The following is a 23,121-nucleotide window of genomic DNA, read 5'->3' as shown; positions in this document are numbered from 1 at the left end:
GGCGCGCATCTGATTGGCGCTGAGGTGACCGAGCTGATCCAGGGCTTTGTCGTCGCAATGAACCTTGAAACCACCGAAGAAGAGCTGATGCACACCATCTTCCCGCATCCGACGATTTCGGAGACGATGAAGGAAAGCGTGCTCGACGCCTATGGGCGTGCGCTCAATGTGTAATCGAATTCAGGAGTTTCCAGTTTATGAGAACTGAAGTGTCGCTCGGGCCGCCATTGGTGGCCGGACTGGGCGTGACGTTCTTCGCCCTACTTGATGCGGCGATGAAGGTAATCCTGCAAAGTTACCCCCTGATGCAAGCCACCACCATGCGGTATGGCACCGGCGCGGTGTTCGCCACCATAGTCTATCTTGTCTACTGGGCTCGGGTGCCCAGTCTCGCTGCCCTGCGGCGAAATGCTGTCAGGGCCTTGCTCGTCATTGGAACGGCACTGTGTTTTTTCGTGGCCATAAGGCGACTGCCCCTGGCGGAGGCGGTGGCTCTAACCTTTCTTTCTCCGCTTTTCATGTCGCTGCTCGGACGTCTGATCTTAAGGGAAACGACTTCCAGGCTCGTCTTGTGCGCCGCTATTGTCGGGTTCTGCGGCGTTGTCATCATCGCCCTCGGCCAGCGACGCGGTGATGCCGGTGGGTTGGATTTGATCGGGCTCGCCGCAGCCTTGGGCAACGCCATTCTTTATGCGTTCTCAATGATATTGATGCGGCGGCAGAGCGCTCACGACTCGATCTTTACGATCGTCTTTCTTTCAAATTGCATCGCATTCTTGGTTGTCGCGCCAACCGGGATCTGGATCTGGCAGCCTGTTGCCGCGACGCATTGGTTCCTGGCCGTAATCGTCGGGCTGGTAGGCACGTGTGGACACTTCTGCCTGGCATGGGCGTATGCGCGCGGGCAGGCTGCACAGCTTGGCGTGATGGAATATGCAGCTTTCGTCTGGGCTGTGGTTCTTGGCTATTACCTATTTGGCGAGACCCCTTCAGCGTGGACGCTGGCGGGAGCAACGTTGATCATCGCTGCCTGCCTGTTTGCTACCTTCAACATGGTTGGTAGCCGAAAAGCCTGAATACCAAGCCGGGTTCCGTACCCAGATTTGCGGTGCCTGCCATCGATGCGCAGTGCATCGACGCGCGCATCTACCTAATCACCCGGTGGGTGCCGGCCGCATATTCAGTGGAGCCTTGTGCCCGCAAAACTGCGTGAAAGCTTCGGAGTGCAACAACGGCGAGCGCTGCAGGGAACCGGTCATCGCATGGAACGAGACAGGGCGAGCGATCACCGACGGGGTTGGAAAGGGCCGTATAGGAGCTAATGCACCAAGCCGGTTGAGACCGCCGTATCAGGAGAATCTACTGGGGCCGTGCACTTCGAGTGCGAGCATTCGATCGGGACCTGAGTCACGCGAATGGCATCATGGCCAACGGCACATGAAAGGCCGCACCTCCATCGAGACGGCATATCGATAATGCTAGTCAAAACTTCATTCTGGTCTTTCTCAAAATCCTGCTTCGGCGCGTGAGGCGTCGCAGATAGGTCAGCCTCGACCGATTGAATCCTACCTATTAGGTCGACTTCCCAGCTACACATAGCCAATCGACTGCAGGTCCATATGCGGCTTGGGCTGCGAGTTAAGGAGACCCATCAAACGGTTCAGGCCGAGCGCGATCTGTGGCAGGGAGTGTGCTGCTCCCAGGCAGAGCCTAACGGCGTGCGGCGCATGATCACGTTTCACTGCGAACGCGTCGGCGGTGATCACCCTGACGCCCTCACGCAAGGCTGTCGCGGAGAACGAATCCATTCGCCAGGGTTCCGGAAGCTGGAGCCAGAGATGATAGCAAGACGTGGATGCGTGCTCCGCATGGGGGCCAAGGATTCGGTGGGCCACTTCCTGGCGTTCATGCGCCTGATTGCGGTGCCAGGCGATCAGCTTGTCCGCATAGCCGTTTGCCATCCAGTTGGTCACGATCGCCGCCATGAAAGGTGGCGACATCCAGTTGCTCATGGTGACGATTTCTTGAACGGCGCGGCTCAGCTTGGCCGGTACCACCAGAAAGCCGATCCGCAGTCCAGGAGCCATGCTTTTGGAGGCGCTGGTGAGATAGATGGTTCGCTCTGGAATAAGAGACGCGAAGGGCCGCGGCCTTTTCTCGGCCAGAAAGCCGTACACGTCGTCTTCGATGATCCAGAGGCCATATTCCTCGGCGATCGCTCCAATCTCCCGCATCCGCTGTTCCGACATGGTGATCGTTGTCGGGTTCTGGAGGACGGGCATGCAATATAGGGCCTTTGGCCTCTTGGTCTCGCATAGTTCGCGAAGGGCCGCAGGGTCCAGGCCTTGCTTGTCCATTTGAACTGCGGCGAGATTGATGCCGAGTTGATGGGCGATGGCCCTCGCACCCGGATAGGTGAGCTGTTCCGTGGCAATGGACTCGCCATGGCCAGCCAGCGCCATCATGCTGATCAGCAGGCCGTGCTGACCGCCATTGCAGATGATCACATTGTCCGGATGCGCCTTTATGCCGATGCCTTCCAGCCATTGCGATGCAACCGCCCGGTGCGAGATCATGCCCGCGCTGGGTTGATAAGTGAGAAGCGCGTCAAGCGACCCTGACCGCGAGAGGTCCTTCAGGGTCGACCTGAGGATCTCGTCGGCTTCGCCAATGGCGGAAAGGTTCAGCCCGAGGTCGATTACCTCCGGCTGAGGCTTCTCCGGCACCACCAGTCGGGTGATGTCGTCACGATGGTTGTCGAAATCGTTGATGAAGGTGCCACGACCAACCTCTCCGACGACGAGACCTCGCACTGCAGCCTCCGTGTAGGCTCTCGCAATCGTTCCGACCGTCACACCCAGCCGATAGGCGAGATCGCGATGTGGTGGCAGCTTCTCGCCAGGCAACAGCTGACCCTCGGCTATTCCGCGTTCCAGCGCATCACATATCGCCACGTAGATCGGCCCGGCGCCCTTTCTGATCTCCGGCTTCCAGTTCATGCGGCTCTCGCTACTTTGACACCGTGTCAATGAAATAATTGACACCTTCAAGTGCCAGACATACGCTCAAATAACAACAAAAACAAGGGAACGTAACTGCGTAATCTGAGCACATTGAACCAATTGACATGGGTTCAATTGCAGATGAAGGCCGAGTTTCACAATGGAGGACAAGATGATCTTGCGTCAGCAGAGACAAAGTGCCCTACGCAGGGTGCTTATATTAGGAACAGCAACCGGAGCTTTGGCCTTTGGAACTTCGGCGTATGCCGAGGAAACTCTAAAGATAGGCGCGCTGGGTGTGATGAGCGGGCCGTTTGCCGGCTGGGGTGGCGTCATGTGCCAGACGTTCAAGTCCCGGGCCGGCATGTGGAATGACGACGGTGGCGTGGCGATTGGCGACAAGTCCTACAAGATCGAGGTCGTCTGCGTCGACGACAAGGGCGATCCCAAGGGCGCCCAGACCGGCGCCGAAAAACTGGTGTCGGAAGGCGTCAAGTATATCCAGGGGCCGAACACGGACTCCACGGCTGAAAGCGCCAAGACGGTGATGGAAGCAAACGGCACGGTCAATATGCCCTACGCCTTCTCCAAGTCGCTCTACAAGGCGCCAGCGTCGCAGTCGATCCTCGGCATGGTGGCGTCCTACCAGGTCGGCCCGGTCATCTACAAATGGCTGATGGACAACAAGGGCGTGAAGAAGATCGCCTTTGTTTCCGAAAACAATGCCGATCCGATCAAGCAGCGAGACGAAGGCTCCGCAGGTGCCAAGGCGCTCGGCCTGGAAGTCGTTTCCGATCAGGAGACCTACGAGTCCGGCACTACCGATTTCTTTCCGATCCTGACCAAGGTGATCGGCACCTCACCGGATCATATCGTCCTGTCCGGCGTTTCGCCATCAGATGTCGGCCCGCTGATCAAGGCGGCGCGCGAACTGGGCTTCAACGGAACCATGAGCACCGAGACCGGGCAAGACCCGAAGGCGATCTATGAGGTGGCGGGTGATGCTGCAAACGGCTTCATCGCCGCTGGCGGCGCCAGCACCGAAGCGATCCGCAGCGACTTCATGGTCAAGTTCATAGACCGCTACACCAAGGACTGGGGCGAGTGGAACGATGTCGCCGGCCTCTATGTCTACGGCCCCGAGATCATGATCCAGACGCTTCAGAGCGTCGGGCCGAAGGCCCTTGATGACACCGAGGCCTTCAAGGCCGCCCTGGACGGTTTCGTCGGTAAGAACCCGTTCCTCAAGGAAGGCGGCGAGCTGAAATATGTTGGCCGCACCGACTATGGCCAGCCGCGCCAGGTGTCTGTGCCGATCGTCGTGCAGCAGGTCGAAAACGGCGAATACAAGCCGCTGTTCGTCGGAAAACTCCCTGACTGACGAACCCCCGGGCGGCGGTCCGCCCCATGACCGCCGCCCGAATTCCCTCGCATGAGGTCCGCATGCCGCGGGCCACGGATGGGCGGAACTGCCCGTCGTCGCACAGGAGACTTCGCATGACGCAGGTTATGCTCAATGCACTTGTCGTCGGAACGACCTACGCGCTGATCGCGCTCGGCATCACCATCATCTTCAGCATCATGAAGGTGGTGAATTTCGCTCATGGTCAGCTCTACATGATCGGCGGGTTCGTCGTTTACTACTTCAATGTCGTGTTCGGGCTGCCGTTCTGGTTCGGCCTCGTCATGTCCTTCCTGATCGTCGGACTGCTCGGCGTGGCCATGGAGCTGTTCCTGTTCCGACCGGTGATGCTGCGCGTCAAACGCGAGGAGGTGACGATGCTGCTGGCCATGGGCACGGCGGTGTTCCTCGAAAGCCTGGCGCTGATCGTCTTCGGCGAAAAGCAGCGTGGCGTTCCCCCAATCGCAACCGGTGTCATCGAAGTCTTCGACGCCAGGCTGCCCACCGGACGCATCGTCGTCATCGTCGTCGCAGCGATGCTGATCGCCGCCTTGATGGCCTTCATCGGCTACACCAAGACCGGCCGGGCGCTCAGGGCGATGGCGCAGGACCGCGAGGCAACGGCGCTTCAGGGCGTCAATCTCAAATGGCTCTCGGCCATGGGCTTCGGCCTCGGTACCGGCCTTGCCGGCCTGTCCGGAGGGCTGCTCGTGGCGATCTTCGCCGTCCACACCGGCGCCGGCACGGCCATCTCGATCAAGGCTTTCCTGATGATCATGATCGGCGGCGCGGGCGTGCTCTCCGGCGCCATCCTCGGCGGTTTCGTCCTGGGGTTCCTCGAATCCGTCGGCTACGCGCTTTTGCCGGGTTCGCTGACCTTTCTCATCATCTTCCTGATCGTGATCTGCTTCCTGATCGTGAGGCCGAACGGGATCATGGGTAAGCCTTGGGGCTGAGACGACCATGCAAAAGACCATCTCCATGCCAAATGTGAACCTGCCTCGAAGCGAGCAGCGAAGCGCCTCGCTGAAGCCCATCGGGCTGGGGTTGCTGATCGCCGCGGCCTATTTCATCGGTGTCCCGCTTGCCTTTGGCTCGAACGGCTACCTTCTGAACGTGTTCACCACGATGGCCGCCGTGAGCTTCATCAGCTTTGGTGTCTGGCTGACCTTCGCCATCGGCCGCATCAATCTCGCCCAAGCGGGATTTGCCCTGGTCGGCGCCTATGTCACCGCCATCCTGGTATCGCGTCTCGGCGTCTCGTTCTGGATCTGCCTGCCGCTGTCGGGCGCCGTCGCGGCCTTGCTCGGCGGCCTGATCGGCTGGCCGGTCCTGCGCCTCAAGGGCGTCTACTTCGCCATGATCACGCTCTGCATCACCGAGGCCTGCCGCCTGACGGCTTTGAGTTTCCCGGCACTGACCAATGGCGCCCAGGGCATCGTCGATCTTCCACTTCCCAGCGAACTGTCATTGTTCGGCATGACGATCATTCCCGCCTTCGAAAAGGGCGCGCGGCTGCCGTTCTTCTACCTCGCCGGCACACTCATGCTTCTCGGTTTGTGGTTCATGTGGCTGCTCGACACCAGCCGCGTCGGCGCCGTGTTCCGCTCTCTCAGGCAGAACGAGGATCTTGCCTCCAGCCTGGGGATCAACGTTGCCAAGTATCGTGTCGTCGCCTTCATGGTGAGCTGCTTTTATGCCGGTGTCGGCGGTGCCTTCTTCGCCACGCTGCAGCAGAACGTCTATCCCACCACCTTCCAGGTGCTCGATAGCGTCTACTTCATGGTCTACTGCTTCGTCGGCGGCTTGGAATTCGTCGTTGGCCCACTGGTCGGCGCCGTCGTCATGATGAGCAGTTTCGAACTCCTGCACGAGTTCCAGCGCTATCAGACGGTCATCTTCTCCGGCCTGATGATCCTTTGCATCCTGCTCATGCCGAACGGAATCCTGAGTGTCATCAAGCGGCGCTCCGGCAAGTCTGTGGAGTCATCCAATGCTTGAAGTTCGCGGACTGACCAAGATATTCGGCGGTTTGACCGCAGTGAAGGACCTGAACTTCACGCTTGATACCGGGGAGATCCTTTCCATCATTGGCCCCAACGGCGCCGGCAAGAGCACCTGCTTCAAGCTGATCGCCTCCTTCCTCAGCCCAACGAGTGGCACCGTCCGCTACAACGGCAAGGACATTACCGGCATCGGGCCACATGCGGTGGCACGACAGGGCATCGTCAGGACGTTCCAGGAAAACACCAGCTTCCAGGACATGACGGTGCGCGAGACGGTACTGCTCGGCTACCACAAGGACTGCAAGGCCTCGCTGGCCGGCATGATCTTCCGGTCGCCGCGCGCCAGGAAGGACGAGCGAGAGGCCGGCGACTATGCCGATCACGTGCTTGACCTGCTCGGCATGACAGCCCTTGCCAATACGGTGTCCGCTGCCTTGCCGCATGGCATGCTGCGCAATCTCGGCATCGCGGTGGCGCTGGCGGCCAGGCCGAAGCTGATCCTGCTCGACGAGCCCTTTGCGGGGCTGAACTCGGACGAGACCAAGCGCGGCGTCGAGCTGATCCGCAAGATCCGCGACGAGGGCGTCACGCCCATCCTGGTCGAGCACGACATGACCGCCGTGATGTCGGTCAGCGAGCGCATCGTGGTTGTCAGTTTCGGCAGCAAGATCGCCGAGGGAACGCCGACGGAGATCCAGCAGAACGAGAAGGTCATCGAAGCCTATCTCGGCGCGGAAGACACGGAGATCGGCCTATGAGCGCGCAATTCTCGATCCGGGATCTCGCCGTTTCCTATGGCAGGGTTCGCGCCGTGAAAGGTGTGTCGCTGACCGCGGGCGAGGGGCAGATCATTTCCCTCATCGGCGCCAACGGCGCCGGCAAGTCCTCCATCCTTCGCGCCATCACGGGCCTGACCGCACCCGAGAGCGGCGAGATCTGGTTCGACGGCGAGCGCATCGACGGCAAGGGACCCGACCAGATCGTGGCGCGTGGCGTGGCGATGGTGCCGGAAGGGCGGCGCATCTTCCCGTTCATGAGCGTGCGCGACAACCTTTTGATGGGCGCCTACCGCCGTAAGGACAGCGCCGGTGTCGCCTCCGATCTCGAGGGCATCCTGACGCGGTTCCCCCGCCTGCGCGAGCGCATCGGCCAGCAGGCCGGCAGCCTGTCCGGCGGTGAACAGCAGATGGTGGCGATCGGCCGCGCGTTGATGTCCAAGCCGCGGCTGCTGCTGCTCGACGAACCGTCGCTCGGCATCGCGCCGATCATTGTTCGCGAGATCGCCCGCTTCATAACCAGCATCAATCGCGACAACGGCGTCAGCGTCATTCTGGTGGAGCAAAACTCGCGCATGGCGCTCAAGCTCTCCAGCCACTCCTACGTACTCGAGACAGGCAGGATCGCCTTGTCGGGACCGTCGCACGAGTTGGCCGAAAATGATGATGTTCGCCGCGCCTATCTCGGCGGTTAGGGACAGACCATGAAGATCGAGATCATCAATCCGACGACCACTGCGGCTTTCGCCAGGAAGAACCTGGCAGCTGCGCAAGGCGTGGCCGCGCCGGGCACCGAGATTCTGTCAGTGTCGGTCGAGAGCGGCCCGCCGTCGATCGAAAGCCACTATGATGAGGCGCTGAGCATAATTGGCATCCTCGAACGGATTCGCGAGGGCGAGGGCGCCGGCGTCGACGGCTATGTCATCGCCTGCTTTGGCGATCCTGGTTATCTCGCCGCCCGCGAGCTAGCGCGGGGACCTGTAATCGGTATCGCCGAGGCAGCCTTCCACGTCGCCAGCATCGTGGCGACCCGCTTTTCGGTGGTCACCACGCTCGCCCGCACCAAGATCATCTGCGAGCATCTGCTGCAGGTCCACGGCTTCGAACATCAGTGCCGCAAGGTTCGGGCTTGCGGGCTCGAGGTTCTCGAGCTCGAGGAGGCAGGCATGGCGGCCTGCCGCGACATCGTCGAGGAGTGCCGCCGCGCTGTCGCCGAAGACGACATCGGCGCCATCGTTCTCGGCTGCGCCGGAATGGCCGACCTGGCCACGCATATCCAGGAGCAGATAGGCGTTCCCGTCATCGAAGGCGTCACCGCCGCAACCAAACTGGTCGAGGGCATCGTCGCCCTGAGGCTCGGCACCAGCAAATTCGGTGACCTCGCCTATCCGCTGCCCAAGCGGCTGAGCGGATCGGTCAAGCATCTTGAAATCGCACCGCGCGACTAGGCCGGCGTTCGTCCGGAACAGGCAGAAAGGATCGAACAATGTCATACCCCCGCGATATGGTCGGCTACGGCAACAGGCCGCCGATGGCCAACTGGCCCAACGGCGCCAAGCTCGCGCTGCAGTTCATCGTCGCCTTCGAGGAGGGTTCCGAGAACTGCGTCCTGCACGGCGATGCCCATTCGGAGAACTTCATCTCCGACATCATCGGCGCGCCGCAGCTTTTCGGCGTGCGCAACATGAACATGGAATCGCTCTACGAGTACGGCACGCGTGTCGCCTTCTGGCGGGTCTTCGATGAGTTCAAGCAGCGCGGCATCAGCACCACCGTGCTGGCAAATGGTCTGGCACTGCAGCACTACCCCGAGGCGGGTAAGATAATGCATTCCCTCGGTCACGAGATCGCGAGCCATGGCTGGAAGTGGATCGACCACCAGTGGATGGGTGAGGACACCGAGCGCGCCCAGATGAAGCTTGCCATCGATACCATTACGCGTGTGACCGGCGAACGGCCGGTCGGTTGGTACACCGGACGCTGCAGCCCCAACACGCTCAAGCTGGTAGTCGAGGAGGGCGGCTTCCTTTACGATTCCGACACTTATGCCGATGACCTGCCATATTGGGAGAACGTCAACGGCAAACAGCACCTGCGTATTCCCTACACGCTCGAAGCCAACGACATGCGTTTCGTTGCGGCAGCCGGATTCAACTCCGGCGACCAGTATTTCACCTATCTCAAGGACACGTTCGACGTGCTCTACCGCGAGAGCGACAGGACCCCGCGGATGATGTCCACCGGGCTCCACCTGCGCATCGTAGGTCGTCCCGGGCGCTGGGCGGCGTTCCTACGCTTCCTCGACTACGTGCAGAAGCACGAAGGCGTCTGGATCTGCCGGCGCGATGAAATCGCCCGCCACTGGCACAAGTATCATGCACCTGAGCGGCTGTAGCAGCGCAGGGGGTCGGGGAGACATCATGTCGACTTATCTCAGCGAAACCGACGCCGGACAGCGCATCATGCAGCGCTGCGACGAACTTGGCTGCATCAGCCAGCCGGGTGTTGGCGTGACCCGGCTCTATCTGTCGCCGCAACACAGCACGGCCGCCGAAACCATTCGCGGATGGATGCGCGATGCCGGCATGGAAGCACGCATCGACGAGGCCGGTAACGTTGTCGGCCGCTACCATTCCGACAGCGGCGACGGCCCGTACCTCGTCACAGGCTCGCATATGGACAGCGTCGTCCATGCCGGCCGCTATGACGGCCCGCTCGGCGTGCTGACCTCGCTCGACTGCGTCGCAGTGCTTCATGGCCGCGGCCGCCGTCTGCCGTTCGGCGTCGAGGTCGTTGCCTTCGCCGACGAGGAGGGCACACGGTTCAGGACGACGCTCGCCGGAAGCCGTGCCATTACCGGGCAGTTCGGTGACGACCTCTTCAATGCAAGGGATGCGCAAGGCATCAGCGTTCGCGAGGCCATGATCGAGTTCGGTCTCAACCCCGGGGCCGTCGCCAGGGCAGCCCATCGGCCGGCCGACATGATCGGCTATGTCGAGCTGCATATCGAGCAGGGGCCCGTGCTCCAGGCCGAGGGTTTATCGGTCGGCGTGGTGACAGCGATCAGCGGCCAGACGCGAGCCGTCTTGAAGCTCAAGGGTGCGGCCAACCATGCCGGCACGGTGCCGATGGGCATGCGCAAGGATCCGCTTCTGGCGGCGAGCGAAATAGCGCTTTCCATCGAGCGCATCGCCTCTGCCCATCCCGACACGGTCGGTACCGTCGGCTTCATCAAGGCGGAGCCAGGATTGATTAACGTCATTGCGGGCGAGGTCTCGCTGACTGTCGATTTGCGTTCGCAGGTCGATAGCATCCGCCACGCCGCCTTCGAGGAGCTTGATGTCGCTGCCCGGGCCATCGCGGCGCGGCGCGGGGTGGAGATCGACATCGACAAGATTCTCGATCTCAAGTCCTGCCCCTGCGCACCCGATTTCGTAGACCGCATCGAAGCTGCTGTCGAAGCTGCAGGGGTGCGGCCCCTGCGCCTGCCCAGTGGTGCTGGCCATGACGGCATGGCGATGAGCACGATTACCGGCATCGGCATGATCTTCGTCCGCTGCAAGGACGGCATCAGCCATTCGCCGGAGGAGTCGGTCACGGCGGCAGACGTTGCAACGGGAGCGGCCGTGCTCCTGCATTTCATCGAGAATTTTCCGGGAAGATCCTAATGGAACCGAACCTCACCACAAAAGACCCCGGCATCAGTTCAGAGCGTCTGCTGGATTACATCCGCGCGCATCGCGACGACCAGGTGCGCATGCTAGCGGAACTGGTCAAGGTGCCGTCCGACAACCCGCCCGGAGACTGCGCGGCGCATGCCGATCGCGCTGCCCAGTTGTATGAAGGTCTTGGGTTCACGGTCGAGCGACACAAGGTGCCCGACTCGCTAGTCGCGAGCGTCGGCATGATCAGCGCAACCAACCTGATTGTCCGGCACAAATTCGGCCCAGGCCCGACAATCGCGCTCAATGCGCATGGGGACGTGGTGGCACCTGGCGAGGGCTGGACTGTCGATCCCTACGGCGCCGAGATCAAGGACGGCTGGATGTACGGTCGGGGTGTGGCAACCTCGAAGTCCGACTTCGTCACCTATGCCTATGCGCTGTTGGCGCTGCGCACGCTGGGCGAGAAGCTGTCGGGTACGATCGAGATCCACCTGACCTACGACGAAGAGGTCGGCGGCGACATCGGCCCGCTCTACCTGCTACAGCAGGGGCTGACCAAGCCGGACTACGCGATTTGCGCCGGCCTGTCCTATGGAGTCGTCACCGCCCACAATGGCTGCCTGCATCTCGACATCGACGTTCGTGGTAAGTCCGCCCACGCTGCGCGGCCCGAAACGGGCGTCGACGCGCTGGAGGCCGCAACCCACATCCTGAGCCGGCTCTATTCACTGCGTTCGGGCTTTTCGGAGCAGCGCTCGTCGGTCGAAGGCATCACAACGCCGTCGCTGGTCGTCGGGTTGATCTCGGGTGGCATCAACACCAATGTCGTCCCCGACAAGATCGTGATGCGTGTCGACCGCCGGATGATCCCGGAGGAGAACGGCCCGGAGGTGGCACGCGACCTGATCGCCTTTATCGAGGCGACCGCGCGCGAGATGCCAGGTGTCGAGTGCCATGTCCGGCAACTGATGCTGGCCAATCCGCTGAAGCCGCTGGACGGGCAGGAACGTCTGGCTGGTGCCTTGCAGAGGCATGCCTCGGAACTCGCCGGCGAGGCCATCCCGACGCATGGGGTGCCGCTCTACACCGACGCGCGGCACTACAGCAACGCCAGCATTCCGACGGTGCTGTACGGTGCAGGCCCGCGAACGATGCTTGAGGCCAATGCGCACCGTGCCGACGAGAAACTCAAGATCGACGACCTCGTGCTGGCGACCAATGTCGTGACGCTGGCTCTTTACGACATGCTCACCGGCAACGCCTGACCGTTTGTGGAGCAGGCGTTCGAGCAAGATGGAGAGGCGGTCCATCGGCTGCCTTTCCTGCCGGATATGGCACGGAACGCTGGCACTTCTCGCTTGCGTGGCTGGACTGCAGAGCTGCGTTGCCTTTCCCGAGCTGTCAGGATATCTCTATGGGACTGGAAACAGTGGCGTTTCCCAAATCTCCCAAAGCAGACTCTGTCCGGCTCGCGCCGACGACCGGGGTATTTTGTCTCGACCTGCTCAATAGGTGGCGTAGATAGCATGGCGAATGGTGACTGGCGGATTGGCGTGCTTTTTTCCAGCAGCGGAGTGACCGCTGCGGCCGAGATGGCTGAATCGAACGCGACACGCCTGGCAACCGAAGAGATAAACGCCGCCGGCGGTGTTCTGGGGCGACTGATCAAGCCTGTTTTTTATGATCCGGAATGTTCGGCCAAGAAGTACCAGGAACTTGCCGTTCGCCTCCTCGCCGAGGACGGGATCAAGATCATTTTTGGATGCTATATGTCGTCCGCCCGAAAAGCCGTCCTGCCGGAAATCGAAGCCTATCGCGGCATGCTGTTTTACCCGACCTTCTACGAGGGCTTCGAGTATTCAACGCGTTGCTTCTATACGGGTTCGTCGTCGAACCAGAATGCGGTCCAGCTCGCGCGCTATTTGATCGAGAACTATGGCACACGTTTCCTGCTGGTCGGCTCGAACTACGTGTTCCCCTACGAATACAACCGCGTCGTCATGGATCTGGTGACCAGGGCCAAGGGGACCATTCTCGACGAGATCTATGTGCCGGTCGAAGCGGTGCGTAAGGATTTCAACCGTGTCATCAAGCAGATCGCCAAGCTGAAACCCGACATCGTGGTCTCGACTGTTGTCGGCACAGGTGCAGTCATGCTCTACGAAGCCTACAAGGAAGCGGGCTTCGACGTAAAAACGATGCCGATTGCCAGCCTGACGACCACAGAAGCGGAAGTCGCTGAGATGGCACCGGCAATCGCTGCGGGACACCTGACTTCCGCGTCGTTCTTCGAAACGCTCGACACGCCTCAGGCGCAGCGGTTCGTTTCGGCCTACAAGCAACGGTTTGGCGACGATGCGCCTGTAACGGCGGGTGCCGAGGCTGCCTATTTTCAGGTCCACCTCTACGCCAAAGCCCTGGAACTGGCCGGCACGGACGAGCCGGAAGCGCTGGCCAAGCATCTCGCGGGGCTGGAGTTCGACGCGCCGCAAGGGCGGATACGCATTGACCCCGACAACCACCACACCGAACTGTGGTCACGTATTGGCCGTGTCAACGCGGAGGGCAAGTTTGACATCATCTGGCAGTCCGAGACGAGGATCAGGCCGGATCCCTACTTTGTCACGGCGTCATTCGATGATTGGATGAGCAAGCCCCACCAGCTGAAACGCAAGGCATAGCGGGTCGTTTTCGGTGCCAACCAAGATACTCCAGGATTTGAAGGGCTTGCGCGTCCAAGTCATCCATCCCCCAGATCAGGCGGGGCTGGCTCTGGTTGAGCATCTCAGGCGCATTGGCTGCAGCTGCGAGACGACCTGGCCTTTGCCCGATGCGATAAGCCCATCTGCGGTGGTGGTGCTCGTTTCAATCGAGCAGGAGAACCGCGACAAGATCCTGAGCCTGTTCCGGCCGGTTGAGCCGTCGGATCCGGCCCTGGTGGCGGTGGTGACCTATGAGGATCCAAGCACACTGCAGGTGGTGCTGGAATGCGGGGCGCTTGCGGTTATCGAGCGGCCGATCCGCCCGTTTGGCCTGCTGACCAATCTGACCATCGCGCGCGCGCTCTGGCTCGAGCGGCAGAATGCCAGCAAGCGTATCCGCAAGCTGGAGCGGAAGCTGGCCGGCAACAACCGCATCCTGCGCGCTAAGAATATTCTGATGGAAACGCAAGGGCTTAGCGAGCAGGATGCGTATGAGAACATTCGCCGGCAAGCGATGGCGAAACGCGTTCCGATGGACGATCTGGCGAGCGCGATAATCAACGCGCATGAGCTCTTGACGTTCAAGGATATACGTGACTAGTATGAAAAATAATTGACGCCGGGTGAAGCTTGGCGTCGATGCGGTGTGAGACAATGTGGTCCGCGCCGAGTGGCTATGTAGCCCGCAAGCTCCTTGTCGGAGTTGGCGGGCTTTTTTGTTTTTCGGCTTCCGACAAGGCCGTTGGCAGCCGTTGGTTCGATCTCTGCAGCACTTCTTGACGCTCGTTGGTCAGCGCATGCGAACGCGTGCGCGGCATCGCCTTTGCTCGGCGGCGGCTCACCTCGTTTCGGTCGGGTCTGCCACTTCCTGCCTGGAGGTCCTTACGATTGTAGAAGAACAAATGAATATATTATAAAAATAGTGAATCGTAGTTATTGATTTTCGTCTGTTATGGCGAAGAAATATATTTGAAGTCTTGTTAGTTGTAGAGAAGAAATATTTAGAAAACTGTTGATTATTATATTTTTCTAATACAGCCTGTAGTTGGTCGCGAATGGGGCGGCTTCACAAAAAATCAAACGCACAACGATGCGAACAGGAGGACCAATGAAGAACCATGATAGGCGTACGTTCCTGAAGGCGTCAGGCCTCGCGGCCGTCGGACTGGCCGCACCTGCAATCCTGCGTCTCGGCGACAAGGCCTGGGCAGCTGACGAGATTCCCGTCGGCATCATGTATTCGCTCACCGGGACCACAGCGATCGTCGAGAAATCGATGAACCAGTGCGCCCAGATGGCAATTGACGAAATCAACGCCAAGGGCGGTGTCCTTGGCCGCAAGCTGCGCGCGATCATCGAAGATCCGGCGTCCGAGCCGCGCATCTACAGCGAAAAGGCTCGCAAGCTCACGATCGAGGACCAGGTTCCGGTGATCTTCGGCTGTTATACCACCGCCAGCCGCAAGGCGGTGCTGCCGGTCGTCGAACGGCGCAAGGGCCTGCTCGTCTGGCCGACGTGGTATGAAGGCGAGGAGTGCTCCAAGAACGTGCTCTATGCCGGCTCGGCGGTGCCCAATCAGCAGCTGGAAAACTCGCTTCCTTGGCTGCAGAAGAGCCTGGGTAAGAACAAGGTGTTCATCGTCGGCTCCGACTATGCGTTCCCGCGCGGAATGGCCAAGACATCGAAGACGATCTGCGAAAAGATCGGCATGCAGGTGGTTGGCGACGAGTATCTGCCGCTCGGTCACACCGAGTGGGCATCGATGGTCTCCAAGATCGGCTCGAGTGGCGCCGATGTGATTTTCTCCAACGTGGTGGGCGACTCGATCGTCGCCTTCTATCGGGAGCTGCGCAACCAGGGCTACGACTTCGATAAGCTGCCGCTATGCGCCTCGACGACGACGGAGGTCGAGATCAAGGCGATGGGCCCGGAATACGCCCTCGGAAGCTATGTTTCGCTGCCCTATTTCCAGACTGTCGACACGCCCCAGAACAAGGTGTTCGTCGAAGCTTTCAAGGCTTATGCCGGCGCCGATGCCGTGACCCACGCCGCGATGGAGGCGGTCTATATCGGTGTCAATATGTGGGCGATGGCCGCGGAAAAGGCGGGCGACCTGGCGCCTGATGCGATCGTGGCAAGTGCCGGCGGGCTGTCTTTCGACGCACCCCAAGGCAAGGTCACCATCGACCCCGACAATCTGCACAGCTACCTGACGCCGCGTATCGGCAAGACCCGCGCGGACGGCCTTCTCGAAATCGTCGACCAGTACGCCGAACCGCTGGTGCCGCTGCCTTATTCCAGCGTCGGCGAGACGGCCGAGAAGCGGGTCTGCACGACAAGCGGGGCAACGCTCTAGTCCAGAACTGCCAGCTGTGCCGGCGCAGAATCCGCGCCGGCACGCCCCCGACCAACGCGGATGGAAGCGGCATGGAAACTTTTGTCATTGGCCTGAGCATTGCATCGATATTGTTCATGGTCGCCCTCGGCTTGGCGATCATCTATGGCACCATGAACGTCATCAATCTCGCCCATGGCGAGATGGTGATGATCGGCGCCTACACTACAGTGCTGGCAACCAAGCATCTCGGCTTCAACATCTATCTCTGCCTGCCACTGGCGTTCCTGGTGACGGCGACATTCGGATTGATCATCGAGCGTACCGTTGTGCGAAGGCTTTACGGCCGGCTGCTCGACACCTTGCTGGCGACGTGGGGCATCGCGCTTATCCTGCAGCAGTTGATCCGGATTCACTTCGGGCTCGGGCTGTTCGGTGTCGAGATCGACGGGCTTGGTTCGGATCTGCAGAACGTCCCAGTCCCCGCTGAATTGCAGCAGGCCTTTCAGCTCTTCGGCGCCAACATCCCGGTGTATCGGGCCTTTGTATTCGTCGCTGCACTGGCACTGGGCGCCATCACCTGGCTGGTGATGTACAGGACGCGTTTCGGTAGCCAATTGCGTGCTGTTTCGGTCGCCCGGAACACAGCCGCTGCCTGCGGTATCAACGACAAGCGAGTTAACATGCTGGCCTTCGCCTATGGTTCGGGCCTTGCCGGCATTGCCGGCGTTCTGGTGTCGGGGTTCAAGACCGTGTCGCCCGACATGGGCACGCCCTATGTAGTCGACGCCTTCCTCGTTGTTGTTGCCGGCGGTGTCGGCCATCTGCTCGGCACCTTCGCATCGGCAGGCATTCTCGGCGAGGTGCAGAGCTTCGTCGCAACCTGGGCAAACGACGTCTACGGACGAACGGTCCTGTTTGCCGTCGTGATCTTCATTCTCCTCTTCAAGCCTCAGGGCCTCTTCGTCACCAAGAGCCGCTGAGCTTGGCTGCAACATGGACGAGCGCATGACATACCGCACCGCTTCCATCATCGCCTACATCGTTTTCTTCGCCGTTGTGCTGGCGCTCCCGCTGGTGCTGAACAGCTTCTGGACCAACCGCGTCGCGATCTATCTGGTCTATTCGATCTGCGCGATCGGCATCAGCATGTCGTGGGGCTATGCCGGCATACTGAGCCTTGGCCAGGGCCTGTTCTTCGGCATGGGTTCGTACATGCTGGCGATGTCGCTAACCCTCGCCGTGCCGGAAAACAATCCGGTGCCCCAGCTCATGCTGCTCAACATGGAGCCCAATGCGGTTCGCGACCTGTGTTGCGTCACGACCGGCTCGTTCCTGTGGATCCCGTTCCGATCGGTTGCGGTCGGCATGATCGCGGGGATCGTAGTGCCTTGCATCCTGGCCGCGGCCATCGGCTACGTCATGTTTAAGCGACGCACGACAGGTGTCTATGTCAGCATCATCACGCTGGCCTTCGCTCTGATCGGGCAATTGCTCATCATCAACAACCAGCCGCTGACCGGCGGCTTCAACGGCCTGGCCGACCTTGCATTGCTGGACATCGGCGGTTTCGAGTTCGACCCCTATGGGCCGAGCGCCTACTATGCCGTGGCGTTTACGCTGATCGCGGTGATCCTGCTCGCCCGCTACATGCTGGCCGGACGCATTGGCCAGGTGCTTAAGGCAATTCGCGAAGACGAGGCGCGCGCCCGCTACCTCGGCTACGACGTCGAGAACTACAAGCTCTTCATATTCTGCGTCTCGGCCGGCGTCGCCGGCTTGGCCGGGATGCTGTTCACGCTCACCTCCGAGTTCGCAACGCCGTCGCTGATGGCGACATCGCTCAGCATCTCGATGGTGATCTGGGCCGCGACCGGCGGCCGTGCATCCCTGCTCGGGGCCTGCATCGGCGCTTTGATCGTTAATTTCGTCGGATCGCTCGCCAGCGAAAGCGCGACCTTCCAACCGGTGTGGCCGATTATCCTCGGGCTGCTGTTCGTCTTTGTCGTGCTGTTTATGCCGAACGGAATCGCGGGGATATTCAAGGCCTTCATCGAACGCTCCGGCAATGCCGACCAAGCCGAGCGCTTCGGCAAGTCCGAACTGTCCACAAGGGAGGCGTGATCGATGAATGCCGTCCATAGGCCATCGCAAGCAGCGACTGTGTCGACCGCTCCCATCCTGCGGACACAGAACCTGACTGTCCGTTTCGACGAGTTTCCCGCCGTGCGCGACGTCGACCTGTCGATCGCCGACGGCGAGCTCAGAGTAATCATCGGCGCCAATGGTGCCGGCAAGTCGACCTTGCTGGATCTATTGTGTGGCAAGATCTTGCCGTCTGAGGGTGAGATTTGGCTGCACGACCGCAACATCACCGGCATCGGTGAGGCTGCGATCGCCCGCAGTGGCGTCGGACGCAAATTCCAGACGCCGACAGTGTTCAAGGACATGACAGTGCTGGAAAACCTGCAGGTGGCGAGTAATCGCCGGGTCCGTGTCTTCCAGAACCTGTTCGAGCGGGTAAAATCAGGGCCGAACGACAAGGAGATTGCCGTTGCAGAGCGAACCGGTCTGCTGGGCTCGCTAAAGCGCAAGGCAGCTGAATTGTCGCATGGTCAACTGCAATGGCTTGAACTGGCGATGGTGCTGAGCCAGGACCCCAAGATCATCCTGCTTGACGAGCCCGCCGCTGGCATGACGGCGGCCGAGACCGACAAGACGGCCGAGCTGCTGCTCGATCTCGCCGGCGGGCATACGGTGCTGGTGATCGAACACGATATGGCGTTCGTCCGCCGCATCTGCCGGACAATCACGGTGATGCACCAGGGGGCAGTGCTTGCGGAAGGAACTGCCGAGGAAATCGAACGCAATCCCGCAGTGATCGAGGCCTATCTTGGATCGGCGACGCTCAGCCATGCTTAAGTTCAAAGACCTCAATGTGTTCTACGGAACCAGCCACATCATCCACGATCTCAACCTTGAAATTCGCAAGGGCGAGGTCTTCTGCATCATGGGGCGCAACGGCGTGGGCAAGACGACGCTGTTGCGCAGTTTGCTCGGCATCGACGTGCAGACCAAGGGAGCTATCGAGTTTGAGGGGACCGATATCACCCGCGATCTCACCTATCAGAGAGCGCGGCGCGGCATCGGCTACGTCCCGCAGGGCCGCGAGATCGTGCCCGGGCTCAGCGTGCTCGACAATATCTTGCTGGGCTGCAACGCCCGGGCGGATGGACAGACCTCGGTGCCGCCATTGGTCTGGACGCTGTTTCCTTTCCTGAAGGACCATCTCAATCGGCGCGGAACCAATCTTTCGGGCGGCCAGCAGCAGCAATTGGCGATTGCCCGTGCGCTCGCCACCGACCCGAGCGTCCTCGTTCTCGATGAGCCGACCGAGGGCATCCAGCCCAACATCGTCGAGCACATCGAACAAGCGATCGTGTCGCTCAATCAGGACTATGGTTTGACCATCATTGTCGTCGAGCAGAAAATACGCTTTGCGCGCACCGCTGCGCATCGATTTGCCATTCTCGAGAAGGGACAGATCGCGGCGGCTGGCGACACCACCGAACTCAGCAATGATCTGATCCACAAGCATATGGGCCTGTAACCGCGCGAGCGGCCAAAGGCCCGAACGTCAAGCGCAGAAAGGAATGTCGAGATGCTTCGAGTTGAGCGCGTACTGGGGAGCCGAAGCGATCCGGGTTTGCACGAGGCGATCCACCATCTCGAGCATCACCATGCGGTCGAGTTTGTCACCGTTGCGGTTAGCGATCTCGACCGGCGGCGGCTGATGGCGCGGACCGACAAGGGCGAGGAGGTGGCGATCACCTTGCCGCGCGAGCAGAAACTGCACGACGGTGCCGTGCTTGTTCTCGACGATCATCGCGCGGTCATCGTACGCGCCGGCGAGCAACGCTGGCTAAGGTTTTCGCCGCGTTCGGCCAACGATGCGCTGGAACTCGGCTACCACGCCGGCAATCTTCATTGGCGGGTGCGCTTCGATGGCGACGATCTACTGGTCGCCCAGGATGGACCTGCTTCGGTTTATGCCGCGCGCATCGCGCCTCTGCTGTCGGGCGGTCGGGTCGAGATGACCGAGGAGGCCGAATGACCATGTCGGCGACAAATCTGCTCGTTGCCCTGCAGCATGCCGATGGCCAGTTTCCCTCGGGCGGCTTTGCCTTTTCGCAAGGGCTCGAGGCGTCGTCGTCGCTGGCCGAACGCTTGGGCGCATTCGACTTCGCCAGCTTTGTCGATACCCAGATCCGCCATCGGTGGGCAAGTGCTGACCGTGTCGCGCTGGTGCGGGCATACAGGCTTGCCGGCGATCTCGACGCGCTTGCCGAACTCGACCGCGAGGTCGAGGCCTCTACCTTCGTGGAAGGGCTGCGGTCTGGCTCGCGGCGAAATGGTGCAGCCCTTTTGACCACGCATGGGCGCTTGGGAACCAAAGGGGCGACGGCCTATCGCTCAATCGTCCGCAATGGCAGCGCCTGCGGCCATCTCGCTGTCGTGCAGGGACTTTTGTGGCAGGCGCTCGGCATCGACGAGGCGACGGCAGTTGCAATCGGCGGCTACCAGATGGTCGCCTCTCTGGCGACGGCTGCTGTGCGGCTCGGCGTCGTCGGAGCCATCGACGCGCAGGCTGTGATCGCCCGGGCGCTGCCTGGGATCGAAAGCGCCGCACTCGAGACGATCGCCGAAGATGAGCCGCTGCGTTCCTTCACGCCGCTTTGCGAGATCGCGGTGGCTCTGCATGGCGCTTCCGGCCAGCGCCTGTTTTCGAATTGATGAGGAGCGCACGCCATGTTGCTGACCCCGACCGAACTTGAACGCCTGACGATCTACACGGCCGCAGAACTTGCGCGCAAACGCCGGGCCAAAGGCTTGTTGCTCAACTATCCCGAAGCAGTCGCGATCATCTCCGACGAGATCCTCGAGGGCGCGAGGGAAGGGCGCTCGGTTGCCGAGATGATGTCGTTTGGCTCCGCTATCCTGACCCAGGCCGAGGTCATGCCCGGCGTGGCTGCGATGCTGCCGATGCTGCAGATCGAGGCGACTTTCCGCGACGGCACCAAGCTGGTCACTGTGCATGAGCCGCTGCGGCCGGCCGCAGGTGCCGTTGCCGACGATCTCGAACCAGGCGCGATCATCACCGAAGAGGGCGAGATCGAACTCAACGCCGGCCGCCGCAAACTCACGCTCAAGGTCGTCAACACCGGCGACCGTCCGGTGCAGATTGGCAGCCACTATCATTTCTTCGAGGTCAACAAGGCGCTCGACTTCGACCGCGCGGCGGCCTTTGGCATGCGCCTCGACATCGCCGCGGGCACGGCGGTGCGTTTCGAGCCGGGGCAGGAGAAAGACGTTCCGCTCACCACCTTTGGCGGCCAGCAGCATCTTTCCGGCCTCAATGGGCTGTCGAACGGCTCGGCCAAAGATGCGGCGGTGAAGGCCGCTGCCCTTGATAATGCCCGCGCCCGCGGCTTCCGCGGCGCCTGAGGGAGGAACGATCATGGCAACACTGTCACGCCGCGACTATGCGGCAATGTATGGCCCGACTACCGGGGACGGCTTCCGTCTCGGCGACACCTCGCTCGTCGCTGTCGTTGAAAAGGACTTCGCCGTCTATGGCGACGAGTGCCTGCATGGCGGCGGCAAGACCTTGCGCGACGGAGCCGGGCTTGCCGCCGGCATCACCAGTGCCGAAGGCGCGCTCGACTTCCTGTTGTGCAACGTCACAGTGATCGATGCGGTCGTTGGCATCATCAAGGGCGATCTCGGCATCAGGGATGGCAAGATCGTTGGCATCGGCAAGGCCGGCAATCCAGCCATCATGGACGGCGTCGATCCGCGCCTGATTGTGTCGTCGGCAACCACCGTGCGCGATTGCGAGGGCCTGATCGCCACCGCCGGCGCGCTCGACGTGCATGTGCATTTCGACAGCGCTCAATTGTGCGATCATGCCATTGCCTCGGGCATCACCACAATGCTCGGCGGCTCGCTTGGGCCGATCACTGTCGGCATCGACTGCGGCGGGCCATTCAATGTCGGCAAGATGCTGCAGGCGGCGGAAGAGTGGCCCATCAATTTCGGCTTTCTCGGTCGCGGCAATTCGCACAAGCCGGCCTCGCTGGTCGAGCAGATCGAGACCGGTTGCCTTGGCCTCAAGCTGCACGAGGACTGGGGCACAATGCCGGCTTCGATCGACACCTGCCTGACGGTGGCCGACCAGCTCGATTTCCCTGTCCAGATCCATACCGACACGCTGAACGAGTCGGGTTTCCTCGAAGATACGCTTGCCGCCATCAACGGCCGCACCATCCACATGTACCACACCGAAGGTGCCGGCGGCGGCCATGCCCCCGACATCATTAGCGTCGCCGGCGTGCCGTGGTGCCTGCCGTCGTCGACCAACCCGACCAATCCCTACACAATCAACACCTTCGACGAACACCTCGACATGACGATGGTGTGCCATCACCTCAACCCGGCCATCCCCGAGGATGTCGCCTTTGCCGAAAGCCGCATCCGAGCCCAGACGATCGCCGCCGAGGACATCCTGCACGACATCGGTGCGATCTCGATGCTCGGCTCCGACAGCCAGGGCATGGGGCGCATCAACGAAGTGATCTGCCGCACTTGGCAGCTGGCCGACAAGATGAAGAAGCAGCGTGGCCGCCTGCCCGAGGAGGCGACACGCTTTGGCGACAACGAACGCATCAAGCGCTATGTCGCCAAATACACCATCAACGCTGCGCGTACCTTCGGCATCGCCGAACATGTCGGCTCGCTCGAGGACGGCAAGATGGCGGATATTGTCATCTGGCGCCCGGCCTTCTTCGGCATCAAGCCGGAATTGGTGATCAAGGGCGGCTTCATCGCCTGGGGCGCGATGGGCGATAGTGCCGCCTCGCTGATGACCTGCGAGCCGCTGTTGCTGCGCCCGCAATGGGGTGCGTTCGGGCGTGCCAAACAGGCGCTATCGGCCTGCTTCGTCAATCCGCTTGCCATCGACCGTGGCCTGGCCGCGACGCTCGACCTGAAGAAGGCGCTGCTGCCTTCCCGCGGCAATCGTGGGCTCACAAAGAAGGATATGCTGCGCAACGATGCCTGTCCCAACATCCGCGTCGATCCGCAGACCTTCGATGTCTTTGTCGACGGCGAACTGGCCACCTGCGAGCCGGCGCACGAACTGCCGCTGACCCAACGCTATATGCTGAGGTGATA

The 23,121-nt window shown here is 61.2% G+C and carries 22 protein-coding genes and 1 pseudogene; 22 read left to right on the top strand and 1 reads right to left on the bottom strand.

What is annotated here, in order from left to right; genetic code table 11:
- A pseudogene (locus tag AC1DLV_RS28275) lies at positions 1–174 on the top strand (dihydrolipoyl dehydrogenase); the annotation flags it as partial.
- A gap of 23 nt (positions 175–197) precedes the next feature.
- Complete coding sequence (locus AC1DLV_RS28270; protein WP_476803350.1) at positions 198–1,076, top strand: DMT family transporter; 879 nt, start codon at positions 198–200, stop codon at positions 1,074–1,076.
- Positions 1,077–1,589: 513 nt separating this feature from the next.
- On the opposite strand, the gene ehuR is transcribed toward AC1DLV_RS28270, so the two are convergent.
- On the bottom strand, positions 1,590–2,999 hold the full coding sequence (gene ehuR / locus AC1DLV_RS28265) for a MocR-like ectoine utilization transcription factor EhuR (RefSeq protein ID WP_476803349.1): 1,410 nt from the start codon (positions 2,997–2,999) through the stop codon (positions 1,590–1,592).
- Positions 3,000–3,162: 163 nt separating this feature from the next.
- On the opposite strand from ehuR, the gene AC1DLV_RS28260 reads away from it, so the two are divergent.
- From AC1DLV_RS28260 to ureC, 20 genes are all read left to right on the top strand, one after another.
- On the top strand, positions 3,163–4,383 hold the full coding sequence (locus AC1DLV_RS28260) for an ABC transporter substrate-binding protein (protein ID WP_476803348.1): 1,221 nt from the start codon (positions 3,163–3,165) through the stop codon (positions 4,381–4,383).
- Positions 4,384–4,499: 116 nt separating this feature from the next.
- On the top strand, positions 4,500–5,360 hold the full coding sequence (locus AC1DLV_RS28255) for a branched-chain amino acid ABC transporter permease (RefSeq protein WP_067967374.1): 861 nt from the start codon (positions 4,500–4,502) through the stop codon (positions 5,358–5,360).
- 7 nt (positions 5,361–5,367) lie between these two features.
- Positions 5,368–6,405 (top strand): branched-chain amino acid ABC transporter permease, encoded by a 1,038-nt coding sequence (locus tag AC1DLV_RS28250; protein ID WP_476803347.1) that lies wholly within the window; start codon positions 5,368–5,370, stop codon positions 6,403–6,405.
- Positions 6,398–7,168: an ABC transporter ATP-binding protein gene (locus AC1DLV_RS28245; protein ID WP_476803346.1), complete on the top strand. Its 771-nt coding sequence runs from the start codon at positions 6,398–6,400 to the stop codon at positions 7,166–7,168. Before AC1DLV_RS28250 ends, AC1DLV_RS28245 begins: the two co-directional genes overlap by 8 nt.
- Complete coding sequence (locus AC1DLV_RS28240; RefSeq protein WP_476803345.1) at positions 7,165–7,881, top strand: ABC transporter ATP-binding protein; 717 nt, start codon at positions 7,165–7,167, stop codon at positions 7,879–7,881. Before AC1DLV_RS28245 ends, AC1DLV_RS28240 begins: the two co-directional genes overlap by 4 nt.
- A gap of 9 nt (positions 7,882–7,890) precedes the next feature.
- Positions 7,891–8,634, top strand: coding sequence for an aspartate/glutamate racemase family protein (locus AC1DLV_RS28235; protein WP_476803344.1), 744 nt, complete (start codon positions 7,891–7,893; stop codon positions 8,632–8,634).
- Positions 8,635–8,672: 38 nt separating this feature from the next.
- Positions 8,673–9,581, top strand: coding sequence for an allantoinase PuuE (gene puuE / locus AC1DLV_RS28230; protein WP_476803343.1), 909 nt, complete (start codon positions 8,673–8,675; stop codon positions 9,579–9,581).
- 25 nt (positions 9,582–9,606) lie between these two features.
- Complete coding sequence (locus tag AC1DLV_RS28225) at positions 9,607–10,854, top strand: allantoate amidohydrolase (RefSeq protein ID WP_476803342.1); 1,248 nt, start codon at positions 9,607–9,609, stop codon at positions 10,852–10,854.
- Positions 10,854–12,116, top strand: a complete 1,263-nt coding sequence (locus AC1DLV_RS28220; RefSeq protein WP_476803341.1) for an ArgE/DapE family deacylase — start codon at positions 10,854–10,856, stop codon at positions 12,114–12,116. Before AC1DLV_RS28225 ends, AC1DLV_RS28220 begins: the two co-directional genes overlap by 1 nt.
- 261 nt (positions 12,117–12,377) lie before the next feature.
- Positions 12,378–13,532, top strand: a complete 1,155-nt coding sequence (locus AC1DLV_RS28215) for a transporter substrate-binding domain-containing protein (protein WP_476803353.1) — start codon at positions 12,378–12,380, stop codon at positions 13,530–13,532.
- A 13-nt stretch (positions 13,533–13,545) separates the two neighbouring features.
- Positions 13,546–14,154: an ANTAR domain-containing response regulator gene (locus tag AC1DLV_RS28210; RefSeq protein ID WP_476803340.1), complete on the top strand. Its 609-nt coding sequence runs from the start codon at positions 13,546–13,548 to the stop codon at positions 14,152–14,154.
- A gap of 507 nt (positions 14,155–14,661) precedes the next feature.
- Positions 14,662–15,909 (top strand): transporter substrate-binding domain-containing protein, encoded by a 1,248-nt coding sequence (locus AC1DLV_RS28205; RefSeq protein ID WP_476803339.1) that lies wholly within the window; start codon positions 14,662–14,664, stop codon positions 15,907–15,909.
- Between the two features lie 71 nt (positions 15,910–15,980).
- Entirely contained in the window at positions 15,981–16,871 is an 891-nt protein-coding gene (gene urtB, locus AC1DLV_RS28200) for an urea ABC transporter permease subunit UrtB (protein WP_476803338.1), read from the top strand.
- A 25-nt stretch (positions 16,872–16,896) separates the two neighbouring features.
- A complete protein-coding gene (gene urtC / locus AC1DLV_RS28195) occupies positions 16,897–18,012 on the top strand; it encodes an urea ABC transporter permease subunit UrtC (protein WP_476803337.1) in 1,116 nt (371 codons plus the stop codon).
- 3 nt (positions 18,013–18,015) lie between these two features.
- Entirely contained in the window at positions 18,016–18,810 is a 795-nt protein-coding gene (urtD, locus tag AC1DLV_RS28190) for an urea ABC transporter ATP-binding protein UrtD (RefSeq protein ID WP_476803336.1), read from the top strand.
- Positions 18,803–19,498, top strand: coding sequence for an urea ABC transporter ATP-binding subunit UrtE (urtE, locus tag AC1DLV_RS28185; protein WP_476803335.1), 696 nt, complete (start codon positions 18,803–18,805; stop codon positions 19,496–19,498). Before urtD ends, urtE begins: the two co-directional genes overlap by 8 nt.
- Before the next feature lie 51 nt (positions 19,499–19,549).
- A complete protein-coding gene (gene ureE / locus AC1DLV_RS28180) occupies positions 19,550–20,002 on the top strand; it encodes an urease accessory protein UreE (RefSeq protein ID WP_476803334.1) in 453 nt (150 codons plus the stop codon).
- A 2-nt stretch (positions 20,003–20,004) separates the two neighbouring features.
- Positions 20,005–20,682, top strand: coding sequence for an urease accessory protein UreF (locus AC1DLV_RS28175; protein ID WP_476803333.1), 678 nt, complete (start codon positions 20,005–20,007; stop codon positions 20,680–20,682).
- A gap of 15 nt (positions 20,683–20,697) precedes the next feature.
- The gene (locus AC1DLV_RS28170; RefSeq protein ID WP_476803332.1) at positions 20,698–21,393 is read left to right on the top strand and encodes an urease subunit beta; all 696 of its coding nucleotides are present in this window, start codon (positions 20,698–20,700) and stop codon (positions 21,391–21,393) included.
- 13 nt (positions 21,394–21,406) lie between these two features.
- On the top strand, positions 21,407–23,119 hold the full coding sequence (ureC, locus tag AC1DLV_RS28165; protein ID WP_476803331.1) for an urease subunit alpha: 1,713 nt from the start codon (positions 21,407–21,409) through the stop codon (positions 23,117–23,119).
- The last annotated feature ends 2 nt before the right edge of the window (positions 23,120–23,121 follow it).

The sequence above is a fragment of the Aminobacter sp. 01T433 genome, from assembly GCF_056398585.1.
This window is presented reverse-complemented; position numbering and strand designations above follow the sequence as displayed.

Coding starts and splice junctions, on each gene's coding strand:
- AC1DLV_RS28270 (WP_476803350.1), top strand. CDS start 198: ATGAGAACTGAAGTGTCGCTCGGGCCGCCATTGGTGGCCGGACTGGGC.
- ehuR (WP_476803349.1), bottom strand. CDS start 2,999: ATGAACTGGAAGCCGGAGATCAGAAAGGGCGCCGGGCCGATCTACGTG.
- AC1DLV_RS28260 (WP_476803348.1), top strand. CDS start 3,163: ATGGAGGACAAGATGATCTTGCGTCAGCAGAGACAAAGTGCCCTACGC.
- AC1DLV_RS28255 (WP_067967374.1), top strand. CDS start 4,500: ATGACGCAGGTTATGCTCAATGCACTTGTCGTCGGAACGACCTACGCG.
- AC1DLV_RS28250 (WP_476803347.1), top strand. CDS start 5,368: ATGCAAAAGACCATCTCCATGCCAAATGTGAACCTGCCTCGAAGCGAG.
- AC1DLV_RS28245 (WP_476803346.1), top strand. CDS start 6,398: ATGCTTGAAGTTCGCGGACTGACCAAGATATTCGGCGGTTTGACCGCA.
- AC1DLV_RS28240 (WP_476803345.1), top strand. CDS start 7,165: ATGAGCGCGCAATTCTCGATCCGGGATCTCGCCGTTTCCTATGGCAGG.
- AC1DLV_RS28235 (WP_476803344.1), top strand. CDS start 7,891: ATGAAGATCGAGATCATCAATCCGACGACCACTGCGGCTTTCGCCAGG.
- puuE (WP_476803343.1), top strand. CDS start 8,673: ATGTCATACCCCCGCGATATGGTCGGCTACGGCAACAGGCCGCCGATG.
- AC1DLV_RS28225 (WP_476803342.1), top strand. CDS start 9,607: ATGTCGACTTATCTCAGCGAAACCGACGCCGGACAGCGCATCATGCAG.
- AC1DLV_RS28220 (WP_476803341.1), top strand. CDS start 10,854: ATGGAACCGAACCTCACCACAAAAGACCCCGGCATCAGTTCAGAGCGT.
- AC1DLV_RS28215 (WP_476803353.1), top strand. CDS start 12,378: ATGGCGAATGGTGACTGGCGGATTGGCGTGCTTTTTTCCAGCAGCGGA.
- AC1DLV_RS28205 (WP_476803339.1), top strand. CDS start 14,662: ATGAAGAACCATGATAGGCGTACGTTCCTGAAGGCGTCAGGCCTCGCG.
- urtB (WP_476803338.1), top strand. CDS start 15,981: ATGGAAACTTTTGTCATTGGCCTGAGCATTGCATCGATATTGTTCATG.
- urtC (WP_476803337.1), top strand. CDS start 16,897: ATGACATACCGCACCGCTTCCATCATCGCCTACATCGTTTTCTTCGCC.
- urtD (WP_476803336.1), top strand. CDS start 18,016: ATGAATGCCGTCCATAGGCCATCGCAAGCAGCGACTGTGTCGACCGCT.
- urtE (WP_476803335.1), top strand. CDS start 18,803: ATGCTTAAGTTCAAAGACCTCAATGTGTTCTACGGAACCAGCCACATC.
- ureE (WP_476803334.1), top strand. CDS start 19,550: ATGCTTCGAGTTGAGCGCGTACTGGGGAGCCGAAGCGATCCGGGTTTG.
- AC1DLV_RS28175 (WP_476803333.1), top strand. CDS start 20,005: ATGTCGGCGACAAATCTGCTCGTTGCCCTGCAGCATGCCGATGGCCAG.
- AC1DLV_RS28170 (WP_476803332.1), top strand. CDS start 20,698: ATGTTGCTGACCCCGACCGAACTTGAACGCCTGACGATCTACACGGCC.
- ureC (WP_476803331.1), top strand. CDS start 21,407: ATGGCAACACTGTCACGCCGCGACTATGCGGCAATGTATGGCCCGACT.